14 protein-coding genes are annotated in these 18,245 nt (G+C 73.8%); 12 read left to right on the top strand and 2 right to left on the bottom strand.

What is annotated here, in order from left to right; translation table 11 throughout:
* The first annotated feature begins 148 nt into the window (after positions 1-148).
* Positions 149-898 (top strand): TetR/AcrR family transcriptional regulator, encoded by a 750-nt coding sequence (locus ACIGXE_RS14590; protein ID WP_399747067.1) that lies wholly within the window; start codon positions 149-151, stop codon positions 896-898.
* Here ACIGXE_RS14590 and ACIGXE_RS14585 read toward each other — a convergent pair.
* Positions 867-3,734 (bottom strand): ATP-binding protein, encoded by a 2,868-nt coding sequence (locus tag ACIGXE_RS14585; protein WP_399747065.1) that lies wholly within the window; start codon positions 3,732-3,734, stop codon positions 867-869. The genes ACIGXE_RS14590 and ACIGXE_RS14585 overlap by 32 nt on opposite strands.
* A 459-nt stretch (positions 3,735-4,193) precedes the next feature.
* Here ACIGXE_RS14585 and ACIGXE_RS14580 point away from each other — a divergent pair, with 459 nt between their 5' ends.
* The 9 genes from ACIGXE_RS14580 (at position 4,194) to ACIGXE_RS14540 (ending at position 12,457) form a co-directional block, all read left to right on the top strand.
* Positions 4,194-4,691: a hypothetical protein gene (locus ACIGXE_RS14580; RefSeq protein ID WP_399747063.1), complete on the top strand. Its 498-nt coding sequence runs from the start codon at positions 4,194-4,196 to the stop codon at positions 4,689-4,691.
* Complete coding sequence (locus tag ACIGXE_RS14575; protein ID WP_399747061.1) at positions 4,688-5,431, top strand: thioesterase II family protein; 744 nt, start codon at positions 4,688-4,690, stop codon at positions 5,429-5,431. Before ACIGXE_RS14580 ends, ACIGXE_RS14575 begins: the two co-directional genes overlap by 4 nt.
* A gap of 96 nt (positions 5,432-5,527) precedes the next feature.
* Positions 5,528-6,418 carry a class I SAM-dependent methyltransferase gene (locus ACIGXE_RS14570; protein WP_399747059.1) on the top strand — a complete coding sequence of 297 codons (891 nt, stop codon included), beginning with the start codon at positions 5,528-5,530 and terminating at the stop codon, positions 6,416-6,418.
* Between the two features lie 399 nt (positions 6,419-6,817).
* Entirely contained in the window at positions 6,818-7,645 is an 828-nt protein-coding gene (locus ACIGXE_RS14565) for a BTAD domain-containing putative transcriptional regulator (RefSeq protein ID WP_399747057.1), read from the top strand.
* A 46-nt stretch (positions 7,646-7,691) separates the two neighbouring features.
* Positions 7,692-8,156: a group II truncated hemoglobin gene (locus ACIGXE_RS14560; RefSeq protein ID WP_399747055.1), complete on the top strand. Its 465-nt coding sequence runs from the start codon at positions 7,692-7,694 to the stop codon at positions 8,154-8,156.
* Positions 8,157-8,364: 208 nt separating this feature from the next.
* Positions 8,365-9,591 carry a Cmx/CmrA family chloramphenicol efflux MFS transporter gene (locus ACIGXE_RS14555; protein WP_399747054.1) on the top strand — a complete coding sequence of 409 codons (1,227 nt, stop codon included), beginning with the start codon at positions 8,365-8,367 and terminating at the stop codon, positions 9,589-9,591.
* 111 nt (positions 9,592-9,702) lie between these two features.
* Positions 9,703-10,452 carry a methyltransferase gene (locus ACIGXE_RS14550; RefSeq protein WP_399747052.1) on the top strand — a complete coding sequence of 250 codons (750 nt, stop codon included), beginning with the start codon at positions 9,703-9,705 and terminating at the stop codon, positions 10,450-10,452.
* A 69-nt stretch (positions 10,453-10,521) separates the two neighbouring features.
* Positions 10,522-11,979, top strand: a complete 1,458-nt coding sequence (locus tag ACIGXE_RS14545) for an NAD(P)/FAD-dependent oxidoreductase (RefSeq protein ID WP_399747050.1) — start codon at positions 10,522-10,524, stop codon at positions 11,977-11,979.
* Positions 11,980-12,049: 70 nt separating this feature from the next.
* Complete coding sequence (locus tag ACIGXE_RS14540) at positions 12,050-12,457, top strand: RidA family protein (RefSeq protein WP_399747048.1); 408 nt, start codon at positions 12,050-12,052, stop codon at positions 12,455-12,457.
* A gap of 65 nt (positions 12,458-12,522) precedes the next feature.
* Here ACIGXE_RS14540 and ACIGXE_RS14535 read toward each other — a convergent pair whose 3' ends face one another.
* A complete protein-coding gene (locus ACIGXE_RS14535) occupies positions 12,523-13,107 on the bottom strand; it encodes a flavoprotein (protein ID WP_399747046.1) in 585 nt (194 codons plus the stop codon).
* Positions 13,108-13,330: 223 nt separating this feature from the next.
* Between ACIGXE_RS14535 and ACIGXE_RS14530 the strand changes: the two genes are divergently transcribed.
* Positions 13,331-16,597 (top strand): amino acid adenylation domain-containing protein, encoded by a 3,267-nt coding sequence (locus tag ACIGXE_RS14530; protein ID WP_399747044.1) that lies wholly within the window; start codon positions 13,331-13,333, stop codon positions 16,595-16,597.
* Entirely contained in the window at positions 16,594-18,243 is a 1,650-nt protein-coding gene (locus tag ACIGXE_RS14525) for a GMC family oxidoreductase (RefSeq protein WP_399747040.1), read from the top strand. Before ACIGXE_RS14530 ends, ACIGXE_RS14525 begins: the two co-directional genes overlap by 4 nt.
* Positions 18,244-18,245: the final 2 nt, after the last annotated feature.

Below are 18,245 nucleotides of genomic sequence, written 5' to 3'. Positions count from 1 at the left end.
TGTCCGGCAGAGCGGGGGGCGGGGCGGTCCACCGGTCGGCGGTCCGCGGCGAACGCGACAGTCATGTTTCGTTGCCTCCGTTTCCGTGCCGGAGGCCGCCTCGGTGCGAGACGATGTCGCTCCCATGCCCCCGACCTCGGAGCGTGCGATGCAGCCGCTGACGCGTCCGCACATCGTGGCGGCGGGGCTGCGTCTGCTGGAGCGCGAGGGCGCGGCCGGCCTCAGCATGCGCAAGCTCGCCGGCGAACTCGGCAAGGCCCCGGCCGCCGTCTACAAACACGTCAGCGACAAGCGCGAGTTGATGTCTCTGCTGTTCGCGGAGGTGTCCCGGCGGATCGAGCTGCCGGACCCCGGCGACGACCCCCGGACGTCCATCGTGGAGGCGGCGCAGAGCGCGCACCGCGTCCTGGAGGAGCACGGGTGGATCGCCGCCGAGATGCTCGACGGGCGGGTGCTCGGCGCCGCCTCGATGCGGCTCTCCGAGTTCATCCTGGACGCCCTGGTCCGCACCGGGATGAGCGACGCGCAGGCCGCGCGCCTGCACGTCGCCATCTGGGAGTACCTGGTCGGGCATCTGGTCGCCGCCCGGGCCGGTGCGCCGGGCCTGGCCCCCTGCCCGGAGGCGGGGACCGGCGAGGACGGCGCGGAGGACTATCCGACCGTGCGCCGGGTCGCGCCGCTCGTGGCCGGGATGAGCGACCAGGAGCGGTTCGCCGCCGGGCTGCGGGCGCTGCTCGACGGGGCGTTCGCGCAGCCGCGGACCCCGCACGGCGAGACGGGCGGCGGCACGGGGGCCGGGGCGGGGGCCGGGGCGGACGTCGGCCCGGGCGGCGCCGGCGCCGGAGAGGCGGCGCCGTCGGGGCGGGTCAGCCGGTCCGCAGCCGCGGCGGCGGGGTGACCGCGCCGCGGGGCTGGTAGAGCAGCACCGGCGCCGCGGCCGCCGGCGTCTTCTCGTCCGGCGGGAAGTACCTGGCCAGCTCGTGCCGGCCGCTGATCCGCAACTTTCGGTAGGAGTGGGTGAGATGGGACTCCACGTTCCGCAGACTCACCTTGAGCAGCTGCGCGATGTCGCGGTTGCTCAGGCCGGCCGCGGCCAGCTCGGAGACCTGCCGTTCGGTGGGGGTAAGGAGCGACTCCGTGGAGTCCTTGCGCGGATCGGGCCGGCCGCCCGCGTACCGCAGCTCCCGCTGCACCGCCTCCACCAGACCGTAGGCACCCAGCGAGATGCCCAACTCGTTCGCCCGGTGCAGGAGTTCGCGCGTCCGACGCGCCTTGCCGACCTGCCGGTGCGCCCGCCCCGCCGCGTACAGCGCGTGGGCGAGGAGCAGCGGCGTGGGAGCCGGCTCGAGGATCGCCAGGGCCTGGTCGGCGAGGTGCAGCGCCTCCCGCCCCGAGCTCGCCGAGGCCTGCGCGACCAGCGCCCGGCCCAGCGCGAAGGGGGCGTCCCAGCGGCGGGCGTGCTCGGTCTCCTCCCGGGCGGCGCGCCGGGCGTCGGCCGTGTGGCGCAGCGCCAGCTGGAGCGCGGACCGGGTCGAACGCCAGGGCAGGATCGCCGGGTTGACGACGCCCCGGCGGTTCAGCTCCTCCTCGCAGCGGGCGATCAGGGCGAGGCCCCGCCGCGCCTGACCCAGTCGGCCCAGCGCGCGCCCGGCACTGTGCAGGAGGTGCAGCCGCCACCAGGTCACGGGCTGGTCCCCGGGCAGCGGCGGGGCCCCGTCGAGCAGGGCGCCGGCCGCGGCGATGTCGTCCTTCTCCAGGGCCACGTCGATGAGCACGCTCCGGGCCAGCGCCCCCGCGTGGTACGGGGCGGCGCCGATCCGGGTCAGCAGCTCGAGCGCCTGGACGGCGTCGTCCTCGGCCTCCGCGAGCAGTCCGCGGTGCCACTGCACCAGACCGCGTACGGCGAGGGCCTCGGCGATCCGGGTCGCCGTGCCCTCGGCGCGGGCCAGCCGCACCTCGGTGTCCAGGTGGCGCCGGGCCTCGTCCACGTCGCCCGCCCACAGCAGCGCGAGCAGCGCGTGGTACCAGGTGGGGGAGCCGTACGGGGCGCGGGGCACGGCCAGGAACCGGTCGGCGATCCGCCGCACCGCCTGCGCCGAGTCGCCCGCGGCGGTGCGCAGCAGCAGGACCCGCTCCAGCCGGTCCTCGCCCTCGGCCTCGTGCAGGTCCGGCGCCCCGGGCCGGTAGCTGCCCTCGTGGAGTCGGACATGGGTGAGCCGCTCGCGCAGCCGCGCGGCGGCCGCCGGGTCCAGGGGGCCGAGCGCCGCCCGTGCCTTCTCCAGCACCTCGCGGGCGCAGGCGGGCTCGTCGAGCCGGAGCAGGATGTCGGAGAGCCGCAGCGCCTCCCGGAGGCGTTCCTCGGGGCCGAGCGGTCCCGCGGCGTGCGCGGTGAGCGCCCGCGCGGAGGCGGGCAGGTCCAGGGCGGTGAGCGCCCGGATGCGCAGGCCCTCGGCGCGGGCGGCCAGTTCGTCGGGCAGGCCGTGCAGCACGGCCTTCTCGATCAGTCGGCGGGCGCCCGCGGGGTCGCGGTCGACCGTGCCCTGCGCGGCGTCCAGCAGCAGCCGGGCCATCCACGGCTCGTCGAGCCGGTGGGAGCGCAGCAGGTGCGCGGCGACGTCCTCGCAGGGGGCGCTGCGACGCCACATGGAGCGGGCGGCGAGCCGGTGCAGCTCCGCGCGCTCCGCGCACGGGATGTCCTGGTAGAGCAGCCCGGCGAGGAGGGGGTGCCGGAACGTCATGTCGTGCGGGCACAGCAGGCCCGACTCGGTGAGCCGCGAGAGGCTGCGGCAGGCGTCCTCCGTCGGCACGCCGCACAGGTCGGCGAGGAGCGCGGGGTCGAGGGGCGAGCCGAGGATGCTGGCCGCCCGGGCGATCTCCAGGCCGTGCGGGTCGAGTCGGCGGAGCATGCACAGGATGCGTTCCTTGACCGCCCGCAGGCGCAGCCGTTCGTCCGGCGGGTCGGCCGGGGACCGGCCGGCGGTGTCCGCGGTCGGTCCGGTCCCGCCCGCCGCGCTGCCGCCGGGAGCCGTCGGAACGGTCCGTATCTGCTCCGTGAGCAGGTAGGGGTTGCCGCCCGTGTCGGCGACCAGGGCGCCCACGGAGGCGTGGTCGTGGCCGCACAGCGCGGCCGCCAGGTCGAAGGCGGCGCTCGGGCTGAGGTCGTGCAGATGGATGTGGTGGTCGGGCCGGATGCCCTCCATGAACTCGACCAGGAGGTGCTGGTCGCTGGCCGGTTCGCCGCAGCGCTTCGTGGCGAGCAGCACGACCGGCAGGTTGTCGAGCCGGCGGCTGAGGAAGCCCAGCCACAGCAGCGACCTGCGGTCGGCGTGCTGGACGCCGTCGACGGTCAGCAGGATCGGGGCGCGGCGCGCGGCCCGGCCGACGCCCGCGCAGAGCTCGGCGAGCAGCGGGTAGTCGGGCTCGGCGGGCCCGTCGCCGGTGGCGGCGCTCGACGCGAAGGCGCGCTCCCAGCCCTGCGCCGTCTCGGGCAGGGTGCCGAGGAGCTGGTGCACGACCCCCAGGGAGAAGCGCTGTTCGGTGGGGGAGGCGGTGGCGGAGCACACGACCATGCCCCGTTCGCGGGCGGTCTCCTCGGCCCAGCGCAGCAGCGAGGTCTTGCCCGTGCCGATGATTCCCTCCAGCAGCGCGACCGAACCCGTGCCCGCCGTCGCGGACTCGAGCATCTCGGTCACGATCTTGGATTCCTCGCTCCTGCCGAACAGTTCCCGGGGCACCGCCCTGCACCTCCCTGCCTGAACAGTGAATGACTCGGACGAAACGGCGGGCCGGGCGGACATCGCCGCCGAACCAGCGCCGTCAAGGCCGTCTTCCGGTCACGACAAAGTCGTTTCCGCCCTGGCAGAAAGGGCTTCCTCAGACGGTGTGGAGGTCAATGCGAACCCCCCACCACGACCCCCCGATCACCGGTGAACGGCGTACACCTCTGATGCGCCCCGACGCTAGCACGGCCCCCTGTCGAATTTGTACAACCCCTTCCGCCCGAAGGAATCGAAGCGTGTTCCTTCGGCCATTGCTTCGGTCCCACCGTATTGCTGCGTGCCGGTACCGCACGGGTACGGTCTGCACGGCATTTCGGTGGTGACCGGTGAGCCATCCGGAAATCGTCCCGCCGGGACCTGACATATTCGCCCGCGGCCTAATGGCGGAAATCTGACGGAAGGAACGGTGCTCGCGTGACCGCGACCAGTGAGGAACTTCGCCCGTTGCGGGCCGTCCGCCCGGCCCCGCCGCCGTGGCCCGTCCCCGGCCCGCCGGCGGATGCGAAGGGCGGCCGCACCGAGCAGTTCGTGCTGACCCTGACCGGCCTCCTGCCCCTGGTCTACGAACAGGCCTGGCAGACGGTGCTCGGCCCCGGCTTCCGCCTGGAGACCGTCGACTGGAGGGCCACCCGCGCGGAGGTGCAGGACGCCCGCCTCGCCGAGCGCCTGGCCCGGGAGTCCGCCGTCGGACTGCCGCTCGACCGGGCGCAGTCGGTCCGCGCCACCCTGGTCCGGCGCGACGAACGCACCTGGACCTTCGCCTGGCGGTACCCCCGCGAGCTGATGGACCGCCGGGCGGGCCTCCTGCTGCTCGACCGGGCCGCCGAGGCGTACGGCGTGCTCCTGCGTGGCGGCACCCCGCCGGCGCCGCCCCGGGCCGGCGGCCTGCTCGCGGCGCGGGTGGGCCGATGACCGGCGACAACTCCGTGCGGCTGTTCTGCCTTCCCTTCGAAGGCGCCTCGGCCGACGTGTACCGGCCCTGGGCCGAGGCCGTCGGGCCCTCCGTGGTCGTCACTCCCGTGGAACTGCCCGGCCGTGGGCGCCATCCGCGCACCTGCCCGTGCGGCAGCCAGGAGCCGCTGCTCGCCGAGATCATGCCGTACGTGGCCCGCATGTGCGACCGGCCGTTCGCGCTCTACGGGCACGGCTTCGGCGCGCTCCTCGCGTACGAGATCGCCGCCCGGCTCGAATGGGAGCACGACGCCGTGGCCGAGCGGTTGTACGTGTCGGGCTCCGGTCTGCCGCACCGGCCGGTGCCCGAGCGGGCGGTCGGCCACCTCCCCGACGCCACGATGATCCGCCGGCTCCGCGACCGCGGCCGGATGCCCCCGGTCGCCCGGGACCCCAGGCGCGCGGCCCGGGCGCTGACCGCGCTGCGCGCCGACCTCGCCGTCCTGGAGGCGTACCGGCGCGACCCGCGCCACCTCGTGCACTGCCCGGTCACCGCCATGCGCGGGGTGCGGGACCGCAGCGTCACCGGGGCCGACCTGGCCGGCTGGCGCCGGTGCACCCGCCGCGCGCTGCGCATGGAGACCTTCCCCGGCGACCACTACTTCCCGCTCACCGCCCGCCGGGAGCTCCTCGACACCTTCGCGCGGGACCTGATCCGCCCGCCGGCCGCGCGCCGGCTGCTCGCGGCGGCGGGGTACTGACCGCGGCCGCCGGGCACCGCCTACCGGTTCCGGAATCGGCAACAGGAATTGCCTCCACCACGCGGCGTCCACATCCTGGCCGCCGGAGGTGACCGTATGACACCCACATACCGTGCCCACGACCTCGACGACGAGGCCTGCGGTGCCGAGCCGGAGCACGAGGCGGAACTGCACTCCGGCTTCCTGACGGACGCGGCGCACTGGCTGCGCGGCCTGCTCGGACCCGAGGACCGGGTCGCGGCGGCGGTCCGCCGGATCCTCGACGTCGGCAGCGGGCCGGGAGCGGCCACCTGCGTCCTGGCCGAGGCCTTCCCGGAGGCCGAGGTCGTCGCCGTCGACCGGTCCGCCGAGCTGCTCGCCCGGGCCGAGACCCGCGCCGCCGAGCGCGGGCTGGCCGGGCGGATCACCACCCGCCGGGCCGACCGGCCCGAGGAGTTCAGCCGGCTCGGACCCGCCGACCTCGTCTGGACCGGCAACGTCTGCCGTCACCTCGGCGACCAGCAGGCGGCCCTGCGCAGCCTGGCGTCCGCGTTACGGCCCGGCGGCGTGCTCGCCGTCGCCGAACGCGGGCTGCCGCCCCGCTTCCTGCCCCGCGACATCGGCATCGGCCGGCCCGGCCTCCAGGCGCGCCTGGACGCGCACCTGGAGGAGCGGTTCGCCGCCGGACGGGCCGGGCTGCCGGGCGCCACCTCCGTGGTCGAGGACTGGCCGTGCCTGCTGGCCTCCGCCGGGCTCGTCCCCGCCGGCACCCGCACCTTCCTCATCGACTTCCCGGCTCCGCTGGAGCTGGCCCCGCGCCGGCATCTGCACACCCGGCTGCGCCGCGTCCTCGACGAGCTCGGCGAGCGGCTCGACCTCGTCGACCGGCTGACCGTCGAACAGCTCCTCGACGGGGACGCCTGCACCGGCATCCTGTGGCGCCCGGACGCGTTCTACCTCTCCGCGGTCACCGTGCACACCGCCCGGCTGTGCCGGGTCCGGGCCTGAGGCCCGACGCCCTTCCCGTACCGCGGCGAACTCTCGCCGAAACGGTCGACCGCGAGCGCCGGAATGCGTCGCGAAATCGCCGGTGATGCGCTTCCGAACGGCCGGTGACACGCTTTTCCCGGCGGTGCCACCTCGCCTTCTTCCGCGCTTCTTCGGCTCCTTCTTCCGCGCTTCTTCTCCTAAATTCCTTAGCAGTTCGGACGGCCCGTGGCGTTTCCGCCACGGGCCGTTTCCCCTCCGTCCGCGGCACCGTAGGACACCCCGCCGCAGATTCTTCGGTCAGCCCTACGGTCGCACCGTATTGAGGGCCTCACGCCCGCACTCCTACGTTCCTTCACAGAGCGGCCGCCCCGGCCGATCCGGAATCCGGACGGGGCACGGAAGAACGACGGAGGACGCGTGAAGATACGGATGCTCGGCCCGCTGCACGCCGAGGCGAACGGTGTACCGGTCGTCCCCACCGCGGCGAAGACGCGCCAGATCCTGGCGCTCCTCGCGCTCCACCCCGGGCAGCTCGTGCCGACGGCCACCCTGCGGGAGGAGCTGTGGGGACAGGTGCCGCCGCGCAGCGCGCACACCACCTTCCAGACCTACGTCCTGCGGCTGCGCCGCGCCCTGGCCGCCGCCCTCGGCGGCCCCGACGGACCGGCCCGCGCCCGGCAGCTGCTCGCCACCGCACCCGGGGGCTATCTGCTCCGGACCGCTGAGGAGGACGTGGACGCCTTCGCCTTCCGGCGGGCGGCCCGGGCCGGCCACGCGGCCTTCGCGGAGGGCGACAGCGAGCGGGCCTCCCGGCTGTTGCGCGAGGCCCTGGCGCTGTGGCGCGGACCGGTGCTCGTGGACGTACGGGCCGGGTCGGCGCTGCGGATCCACGCGGCCGCCCTGGAGGAGAGCCGGCTGCTGGCCACCGAGCGCCGCATCGACGCCGAGCTGCGCCTCGGCCTGCACGGCGAACTCCTCGCGGAGCTCGTCGAACTGACCGAGCGGCACCCGTCCCACGAGCGCCTGTACGCCCAGGCCATGGTGGCCTTCTACCGCTCGGGGCGGCAGGCCGCGGCCCTCGACCTCTACCGCAGGCTGCGCCGGCGGCTGATCGAGGACCTCGGCCTGGAGCCCGCCCCGCAACTGCAGCGCCTGCACCAGGCGATGCTCTCGGTCGACCCCCGGCTCGACACGGTCGCCCAGGGCGGCCCGCCGACGCCGACCTTCGATCTGTACGCGGCCTGAGCGCGCCGCACCAGGCACACCGAGCACCCACAGAAGAGGTGACGCAGTGACGGACCAGACCCCCACCCTCTACGAGTGGGTCGGCGGCGCCGAGGCGCTGGAACGGCTCACGGAGGAGTTCTACCGGCGCGTCCGGAAGGACGAGATCCTCGCCCCGCTCTTCCGCGCCATGGACGACGACCACCCGCAGCACGTCGCGACCTTCCTCGGCGAGGTCCTCGGCGGCCCCGAACGCTACACCGAGCACCATGGCGGCTACCCCCACATGGTCTCCCGGCACCGCGGCCGGGGCATCAGGCCGGAGCAGCGGGCGCGCTGGGTGGAACTGATGCTGGAGGCCATGGACGTCGTCGGCCTGCCGCAGGACGCGGAGTTCCGCTCGGCGTTCGTCGGCTACATCGAGTTCGGCTCCCGCCGGGCGATGGCGAACTCCCAGCCGGACGCCGGCCCGTCCAGCCGTACCACCATCAAGAAGTGGGGCTGGGGCGAGGCCGTCCCGGGCGATGACTGACCCGCGGGCCGGAGCGTTCGGAGCCCGGAAGCGGCCCCGCCGGTTGCCGCCCGCGCGTCCCGGTATCGGCAACAAATGTTGTCCGTCCGCCACCCGCGGTCCCAGCATGCGAACCGGCGCACACCCGCCCTGATCCGCTCACCCGAAGCCCCCGGACAAGGAGTTCGACCATGCCCGCGACCACCCCCCGCTTCCTCGGCGGCAGCCGATGAGCGTACAGACAGAAGCCCACGAGGCCACCCCCCGCAAGGCGAGCGACCGGCTGCCCTTCGCGGTCTACCTCCTCGCGTTCAGCCTGTTCGCGATGGGCAGCGCCGAGTTCCTGCTCGCCGGAGTCCTCCCGGACATCGCCGACGACCTGCACATCTCGCTCTCCTCCGCCGGCGCGCTGATCTCCGCCTTCGCCATCGGCGTGGTCATCGGCGGCCCGCCCCTCGCGGTCCTCACCCTGCGCTGGCCGCGGCGGACCACGCTGGTCCTCTCGCAGGCCGTGTTCGCGGTCTGTGTGGCGATCGGCCTCGTGACCGACGACTTCTCCGTCCTGATCGGCACCCGCTTCCTGTGCGGTCTGGCCTACGCCGGATTCTGGGCGGTCGCCGCGGTCACCGCGATCGGACTCGTCACCCCCGACCGCACCGCCCGGGCCTCCGGCGTGGTGGTCAGCGGACTGTCCGTCGCCATGGTCGGCGGCGGCCCGGCCGGTGCCTTCCTCAGCCACTTCACCGGCTGGCAGGGCGGATTCTGGGCGGTGGTCGCCCTCACGGTCCTCGGCGCGGTCTCGACGGCCGTCGCCGTCCCCACGACCAAGGCCGCCCAGGAGCCCAGCGTGCGCCGCGAACTGCGCACGATGCGGCAGCCGCAGCTGTGGGTCGTGTACGCGGCGACCCTGCTCAGCACCGCCGCGTACATGATCTCGTACAACTACCTGGCGGCCTTCCTCACGGACATCACCGGGGTCGACTCCGTCTGGGTGCCCCCGATCCTCGTCCTGTTCGGCATCGGCGCCTTCATCGGCCTGTCGATCGGCGGCCGCATCGCCGACGGGCGCCCGCACCACGCGCTCCTCGTCGGAGCCGGCGGCATCCTCGTCACCTCGGTGCTGCTCGCCCTGCTCGGCGGCCACCCGATCGCGGTGATCGTCCTGGTCCTGCTCCTCGGCGTCGCCGGCTTCGTGCTCAACCCGGCCGTCTACGGGCGGGTGTTCACCGTGGCGGCCGACGCGCCCACGCTCGCCGGGGCCACCGCCGTCTCCATGTTCCAGCTCGGCATCAGCCTGGTCCCCGTCCTCGCGGGCGTCGCCCTCGGGGCCGGAGCCGGACTGACCTCCATCCCCTGGCTGGGCGCAGGCCTGGCCCTGCTGACCGTCCCGGTCGTCCTCGTCGACCGGACGATGGCCCGCAACCGGGCGCGGAACCCGAAGAGCGGCGAGAACTGACCTCGCCCCTCCCGCTCCACGGTCCGCGCTCGACGTCCCCCCGTCCGAAGACCGAGCGGCGGAGGAGTTCTCCCCCGGAACTCCTCCGACCGCTCCCTCAAGGAGGATCACATGGACAACGAACTCGGTTACGAACTCGGGAACTGGGTGGTCTCGCAGATCCAGAGCCCGGACCGGCCGACGCAGACGACGTTCACGCTGCTCGACCAGGAATGGGAACTCCTCCCCGAGGTGTTCCCGCCCTACACGGACCCCGGCCCCGCACTCTTCGCCTCGTGGGTGCCGTACGAGAAGGGCGTCCGCTTCCTGGAGATGGGCTGCGGCGCCGGCCTCTCCGCGGTGGTCGCCGCACAGCGCGGCGCCGAGCGCGTGGTCGCCCTGGACATCAACCCCGCCGCGGCGGAGAACACCCGCCGCAACGCCGCCCGGCACGGGGTGGCCGACCGGGTCACGGCCCTGGCGAGCGACCTGTTCGACGCGTTGGAGTCCGCCGAGCCCTTCGACCTCGTCTTCTGGAACACCCCCTTCATCGAGGCGCCCGAGAGCCGCCCCTACGCAGGCCCGATCGAGCGGGCCGTCTTCGACCCCGGATACGGGATGGTGCGCCGCTTCTTCCGCGACGTGCGGTCCCACCTGGCGCCGAACGGGCGGGTCTACCTGGGCACCAGCGAGGCCATGGGCAACCCGGACAAGATGCTGCGGGCCGCCGCCGACGCAGGATTCGAGGGCCACCGCTACCGCAGCGAGTCCGTCGGACTGCCCGCGGCGGACTTCCCCGCCTCCCCGGCGGTCGCGGCCCACACCGACGAGAGCGGAGTCGTCGACATGGACTTCACGATGTACGAGTTCCTGCGCCACTGACCCGGCACCGGTTCGGACGAACTCATCCACGACCGGGCGGACACGACCGCCCCGGAAGAAGGGAATGTCATGAGCTCCCACGGGAACGCGAACGGCACCGGCTTCGACGTCGTCATCGCCGGCAACGGAGTCCTCGGACTCTCGCTCGCCCGGGTCCTGGCACAGCGGGGACAGCGCGTCGCCGTACTCGGGCAGCCACACCGGCCCTGGGCCGGATCGGCGGCCGCCGGGGCCATGCTCGGCTGTTTCGGCGAGGTCACCACCTCGCTGCTCGCCACCGAGCACGGCCGCGCCAAGCTCGAACTCGGCATCGAGGCCACCCGACTGTGGCCGCAGTGGCTCGCCGAACTGGAGGCGGACACCGAGGGCGCCCCCGTCAAGACCGCGGACGGCACCACCGTCATCCTCAACACCATCGGCACCGCCGAGATCGACGACGCCAACTACCAGGCCATCCGCGCCGAACTCACCCGGTACGACGAGCCCTTCGAGGACGTCGAGCCCACCGACCTCGACTGGGTGGACGCCGAGCCGATCTCCCGCCCCCTGAAGGCCTTCCACATACCCGGCGAGCACGCCGTCGACGCCGCCGCCCTCCTGGAACGCCTGGAGCAGGCGGTCGTCCGGGCCGGCGCCACCCTCGTCCCCGAGTTCGCCGCCCGTGTCGTCCACCAGGGCGGGCGGGTGACCGGCGTCGTCACCACCTCGGGGCGCACGATCAGCGCCGACCACGTGACCCTGGCCGCCGGCGCGCGCAGCCAGGAGCTGCTCGACAGCCTGCCCATCGGCTCCCGCGTCCCGCGCCTGGTCAGCGGCTACGGCGTCTCCTCCCTGATCAGGACCGCCGACGGCACCAGGCCGGACAGCGTCATCCGGACCCCGAACCGCTCCTTCGCCTGCGGTCTCCATGTCGTCCCCCGCGGCGAGGGCCACGTCTACGTCGGCGCCACCAACGTCATCTCCGTGGAGCCGCGCGACACCGCCGAGATGCGCGACCTGGTCTTCCTCCTCCAGTGCGCCCACCGCCAGGTCCGCCGCAACCTCTGGAACAGCGACGTCGCCAAGGTCCAGGTCGGCAACCGCCCCGTCTCCATGGACGGCTTCCCGCTGCTCGGCCACGGCGGCATGGACGGCCTGTGGATCATGACCGGCACGTACCGCGACGGCCTGCACCTCTCCCCGCTGCTCGCCCAGGACTTCGCCGCCCGGATCCTCGGCGAACCGCACCGGACCGAGCTGGACCGCTTCGCCCCGCTGCGCCAGCCCCTCAGGACCGGCACCCGCGAGGAGATCGTCGACGTCCTCATCGACCACCAGATGGGCATCGGCTACGAGCAGGACTGGACGATCCCGGTCGAGTGGCACCAGTGGATCGAGATGGACCTGCGCCCGGCCACCCTCGCGTGGGCGAACGAGCTCGACCCGGAGTTCACCCCGCCGGCCGAGCTGCTCTTCGCCTCCCGTTTCGACCCCGAGCTGGTCAGCCTGCTGCGCAAGTACTACGCGACCTGCCGCGAGAACAGCTGACCGGCTCCCTCCCTTCCGCCCTCCCGCTTCCCACCGCAGGACACCGGACACCTCGAGAAAGGACAGTGCCATGGCAGTCGAGGCGATCGACCCGCCCGGCCTCCCCAAGCCGTACGGCTGGCGGCAGCTGGCCGTCGGCACCGGAAGCCGGGTGGTCTTCCTCAGCGGCCAGACCCCGCGCACCGCCGACGGCGAGCCGGTCGGCATGGGGGACCTCGCGGCCCAGACCGAGCAGATCTACCTCAACATCGCCACCGGCCTAGAGGCGGCCGGTGCCTCCTTCGACGACGTCCTGCGCCTGACCATGTACGTCGTGGACTGGTCGCTCGACAAGTGGGAGGCCATCACGGCCGGCGCCGAGCGCGCCGCGGCCCGGCTGGGCGCCGACGTCGTCCGGCCCACCACCCTGGTCGGGGTCGCCACCCTCGCCGAACCCGACTTCCTCATCGAGATCGAGGCCACCGCCATCGCCTCCTGACCCGCTCCCCGCAGCAGCGTGAGGCCCCGCCGGATCCGGCGGGGCCTCTTCGACGGGTGTGCGGGTCAGTGCCGCTTGGCGAGGAGGTCGTCGATCACCGTGGCGACCGTCTCCGGCGAGGGCAGCGCCGGGTGGTGGCTGACGGTGCCCGTGGTGGGGTCGAAACCGTCGTGCCACTCGGGCTCGTTGACCAGCCCGCCGTCCTCCCGGATCCGCGCGACGTTCCGCCGGACGGCCGGCTTCTGCCACATCGTGGCGCCCATGACCGGGAAGTAGACGACCGGGTAGTCCACCGAGAGCGCCACCGTCATCAGCCGGTTGGGCGCCGCGCCGCCCGCCGCGGCGGCCAGCGTGTGGGCGGTGGCCGGCAGCACGGCCAGGATGTCGTGGTCGCCGGCGAGCCGGGACGGCTTGTCCGTCGGCCAGTCCGCCGGGGATTCCCCGTGCACCACCCGCTCGGCGAAGAGCGCGACGCTCTCGGGTGAAAGGAACGACGTGGCGGTGTGGGTGAGCAGCACCGTGAACGTGCTGCCCGCGATCTGCCGGCGCATCGCCTCGACATAGGCCGGAAGCCGGGTCACCGCAATCGATCCGGTGGCACCGACAAGTATGCGTTTCCCGGGCGGCGCCGGGGAGTTCCGAATTCCCATGTCCCGATGATGTCGCCGCGCTCCCGCCGCCGGTCAAGGGCCAAGTCCCGCTCGCGGCAGGGGAGTCGGCCTCGGGTCCAGCGGCGGTCGAGCGCGGTCCAAACCCTACGGTCGTCCCTACGGTCGGACCGTATTGAGGCCGTTTGTCGCCCCTCCTAACCTCCGTTTCCGGATAGGAATTCGAAAGCCCACCAGGGCATCTGACGAAAAGGGGCGGACCACGATGGAGGATCTTTTCGCGGAGCTGCGCGGCGGGGCCGGCCACCCCCGCCTCGACGACACCCGGCTGCCCGATCTCAAACCGCGGCCGGAGCACCGTCACGAACCGTTCCCCCTCACCGACATCCAGCAGGCCTATCTGATCGGCCGCCACAGGGGCCTGGAACTCGGCGGCGTCTCCAGCCAGTACTACCTGGAGTTCGACTGCCCCGCGCTCGACCTGGACCGGCTGACCGAGGCCCTGCGCGAGGTCGTCGCCCGCCACGACGCACTGCGCACGGTGGCCGGCCCCGACCAGACCCAGCGCGTCCTTCCCGCCGACGAGGTGACGCCGTACGTGATTCGCCGTACGGACCTGCGCGGCCGGAGCGCCGAGGAGCGGACCGCCGCGATCGACCGGATCCGCGCCGAGCTGACCGAACAGGTGCTGCCCGTGGACCGGGCGCCGCTGTTCGACATCCGCGTCACGCTCCTCGACGGCGACCGGATCCGGCTGCACCTGGCCGTCGACCTCCTCTTCCTGGACATGCACGGACTGCACCGCCTCCTCGGCGAATGGCGCCGCTGCTACGACGAGCCCGCCCGGCCCGCGGAACCGCCGGAGCTCTCCTTCCGCGACTACGTGCTCGCGCAGGAGGAACTGCGGGACGCGACCCTCGGCCAGGAGGCCGCCGCGTACTGGGCCGACCGCCTCGACACGCTGCCCCCCGCGCCCGAGCTGCCGCTGGCCGTCGCGCCCGAACAGCTCGGCACCCCCCGCTTCGTACGGCACCGGGCGCTGCTCCCGGCGGAGCGCTGGACGGCGCTGCGCGAGGCGGCCGCCCGGCACGGGCTCACCCCGTCCGGCCTGCTGCTCGCGGCGTACGCGGAGGTCGTGCGGACCTGGTCGCGGCGCCAGGAGTTCACCCTGACCGTCACCCAGTTCCACCGGCTCGGACTGCACCCGCGACTCGACGAGATCATGGGCGACTTCCTGGCGCCGAGCCTGCTCGCCGTCGGCGGCCGGGCCGAGGACACCTTCGCCACGCGGGCCCAGGACCTGCAGCGGCGGGCCCTGGAGGACCTCGCGCACTCCACGTACGGCGGCATCCGCGTGCTCCGTGACCTGGCCCGCCGCAGGGACGACGGCCGGGCCTCGATGCCCGTGGTCTTCTCCAGCACGCTCGGCGCCGCCGACGGCGGCCGCCTGGAGGCCTTCGGCGAACTGGTCCACGACCACAGCCGGACCCCGCAGGTGTGGCTGGAGAACCAGATCCTCGAACGGGACGGCCGGCTCTCCGTCAACTGGAACGCGGTCGAGGGCCTGTTCCCCGAGGGCACCCTGGAGGCCATGTTCGACGCGTACCTGGCGCTGCTCGACCGACTCGTCGACGACCCGGCGGTCTGGGACGCCACCCGCGGGATCGTGCCGCTGCCGGCCTCCCAGGCCGAGGAACGGGAGCGGGCCAACGCCACGGCCGAGGACATCCCGCCGGCGCTCCTCCACGAGCTGGTCGCCGACGCCGCCGAGCGCCGCCCGGACGCCGTCGCGGTCGTCACGCCCGGCACGGAGACCACGTACCGCCGGCTCACCGAGGACGCGCACCGGATCGCGCACCGGCTGCTCGAAGGGCCCGGCGCCGAGCCGAACGAGATCGTCGCCGTGTCGATGCGCCCGGGTGCCGCCCAGTTCTCCGCGCTGCTCGGCGTGCTGCACTCGGGCGCCGCCTACGTGGCCGTCGACCCCGAACTGCCCGAGGAGCGGCGTCTGAAGCTGCTGACCCGATGTTCCGTGCGGGCCGTGGTGACGGAACCCGAGCTGCGGGACACCCTCACCTGGCCCGCGGGAGTCACCGTCCTGACGGCCGAGGACGAGGCCACCCGGGCGTGCTCCGCCGAGCGGCCGAAGGCGCGGCAGAGCCACGACGACCTCGCCTACGTCATCTTCACCTCGGGCTCCACCGGCGAGCCCAAGGGCGTGATGATCAGCCACCGCAACGCCGCCAACACCGTGCAGGACATCAACCGGCGCTTCTCCGTGGGCGCGGACGACCGGACCATGGCCCTCGCCCCGACCGGCTTCGACCTGTCGGTCTACGACCTCTTCGGCGTCCTCGGCGCGGGCGGCACCGTCGTCGTGCCCGACCCGGCCCGCGGCCACGACATCGCCCACTGGTCCCAGCTCGTCGGCCGCTACGGCGTCACCATCTGGAACAGCGTGCCCGCGCCCATGCGCATGTGGATCGACTCGCTCGGCGACGGGGCGGTTCCGCGCGGCTGCCGGCTGCGGCTCGCCCTGCTCAGCGGCGACTGGATCCCGGTGGACCTGCCGGAACGCATCCGGGAGAAGATCCCCGCGATGCGGGTGATCAGCCTCGGCGGCGCCACCGAGGGCTCGATCTGGTCGATCCACCACCCGATCGAGGACGTCCGCCCCGACTGGGCGAGCATCCCCTACGGCAAGCCGCTGGCCAACCAGACCACGCACGTCCTCAACCAGTGGCTCGAACCGTCCCCGGTCGGCGTCACCGGAGAGATCCACATCGGCGGCACCGGCGTGGCCCAGGGCTACCTCGGCGACCCCGAGCGCACCGCCGAGCGCTTCCTCGTCCACCCCGTCACGGGCGAACGGATCTACCGCACCGGCGACCTCGGACGCTATCTGCCCGGCGGCGACATCGAGATCCTCGGCCGCGAGGACTTCCAGGTGAAGATCAACGGCTACCGGGTCGAGCTGGGCGAGATCGAGGCCGCCCTGCTCCGCCGGCCCGGAGTGCGGACCGCACTCGTCACCGCGCCCGCCCACGCCCGTACCGGACAGCGGCAGATCGCCGCGTACGTCGTCCCCGAGCCCGGAGCCGAACCGGAGCCGGCCGCGCTGCGCGAGGCGCTCACCGCCCTGCTGCCCGCCTACATGGTGCCCAGCCGCTTCCTGATCCTGGACACCCTGCCCCTCACCACGAACGGCAAGATCGACCACAAGGCGCTGCCCACACCGTGGAACGACGAATCCGACACCGCCGCCGCGCGGGTCGCGCCCCGCAGCCGGGTCGAGGAGCGCCTGTTCACGCTCTGGTCCCGGCAGCTCGGCCACGGCGACTTCGGCGTGGAGGAGGGCTTCTTCGACATCGGCGGCGACTCCCTGCACGCCGTCGGCCTGCTCGCCCTGCTGCGCACCGAGTTCGGCATCGGGGCCGACAAGGAGCAGGAGATGGTCGAGGGGCTGTTCATGAACGCCTCCATCGCCTCGTTCGCCGAACTGATCGCACCCGTCGAGGAGTCCGCAGCGTGACCACCACCCCCGACCCCGTCGCGACGGTCCGTGAATGGGAGTACGTGATCGTGGGAGCGGGTTCCGCCGGAGCCGTGACCGCCGCCCGGCTCGCCGCCCGCGACTCCGGGACGGTCCTCCTCCTGGAGGCCGGCGAGGACCAGCCGCGGCCCCGCGACCGCTCCCACCCGCTCGCCGACGCCGGACGGCTCGTCCTGACCGGCCACAACTGGGACTACCGCGCCAACCTGCGCACCAGCGACCGCCTGGACGACCTCGTCCGGGGCCGCGCCGGGGCCGCGGACACCACCGGGACCGCGGGCGGCCGGGTGCCGGCCCGGGCCCTGTGGGAACGCTTCCCCTACCAGCTCGGCAAGGTCGTCGGCGGCGGCTCCGCCGTCAACGGCGCCATCGCCCTGCGCGGACTGCCCCGCGACTTCGCCGCCTGGGAGGCCGCCGGCAACCCGGACTGGTCCTGGGACCGCGTGCTGCCCTTCTACAAGGACATCGAGAACGACGCCGACTTCCCCGGCCCGCTGCACGGCGACAGCGGACCGCTGCCGATCCACCGCACCCCGCGCGAGCGGGTGCACCCGCTGGACGCCGCCTTCTGGGAGGAGTGCAACCAGCAGGGCGTCACCGACCTGTCCGACCTCAACGCCGGCGTCGAGGCGGGCGTCGGGCCCATCCCCGGCAACGCCGTGGACGGCGAGCGCGTCGACGCCGCCACCGCCTTCCTCGCCGGCGTCCGCGACCTGCCCGGCTTCCACCTGCGCACCGGCGTCCGGGTCACCCGGGTGCTGTTCGAAGGGAACCGGGCCGTCGGCGTGGAGGCCGAACTCGACGGCGCGCTCACCCGGATCCGGGCGCGGCACGTCGTGCTCAGCGCCGGGGCCGTCGGCACCCCCGTCGTGCTGCAGCGCTCCGGCGTCGGCGCCGCCGGACTGCTCGCGGCCCTCGGTATCACCCCCGTCGCCGACCTGCCCGGCGTGGGACGGGACCTGGTGGACCACCCCTCGGTCGTCATCTGGTCCCGGCCCGCCGACGGGGTGTGCACCCCGGGACTGCCCTGGCGGCAGGTCGCCGCCCGGACGAGCAGCGGCTTCGACGCCGACGTGGACGTCCAGGTCGGGCTGCTCAACAACGTGGAGAGCCACACCATCCCCGGCTTCGTCGACCGGCTCGGCTGGCCGCTGGTCGTCGGCATCTCGGTGATGCTGCTGCGGCCGCGCTCCCGGGGACGGGTCTTCCTCGACAGCGCCGACCCGTACGCCGCGCCCGTCATCGAGCTCGGCATCGGCACCGACCCCGAGGACGTGGAGCGCCTGTGCCACGGAGTCCGCCGGGCCTGGAGCCTCCTGCGCTCGCCCGGCCTGTCGAGCCGGCTGACCGGGACGCAGTTCTGGAGCGACCGGATGATCGCCAACGACGGCGTCGTCCGCAGCGGTGTGCGCCACATCATGAACCCCGGCTGGCACGCGGCCGGTTCGTGCCGGATGGGGCCGGACACCGACCCGTGGGCGGTCGCCGACCAGGAGGGCCGGGTGCACGGCACCGAGAACCTGCGGATCGCCGACGCCTCGCTCTTCCCCGCCATCCCCAGCGCGCCCACCAACCTGACCACCCTCATGCTGGCCGAGAAGCTGGCCCGGAGCACCAAGGAGTGACC

It is taken from the genome of Streptomyces sp. NPDC053431 (assembly GCF_044544925.1).
Lineage (GTDB): Bacteria > Actinomycetota > Actinomycetes > Streptomycetales > Streptomycetaceae > Streptomyces.
This window is presented reverse-complemented; position numbering and strand designations above follow the sequence as displayed.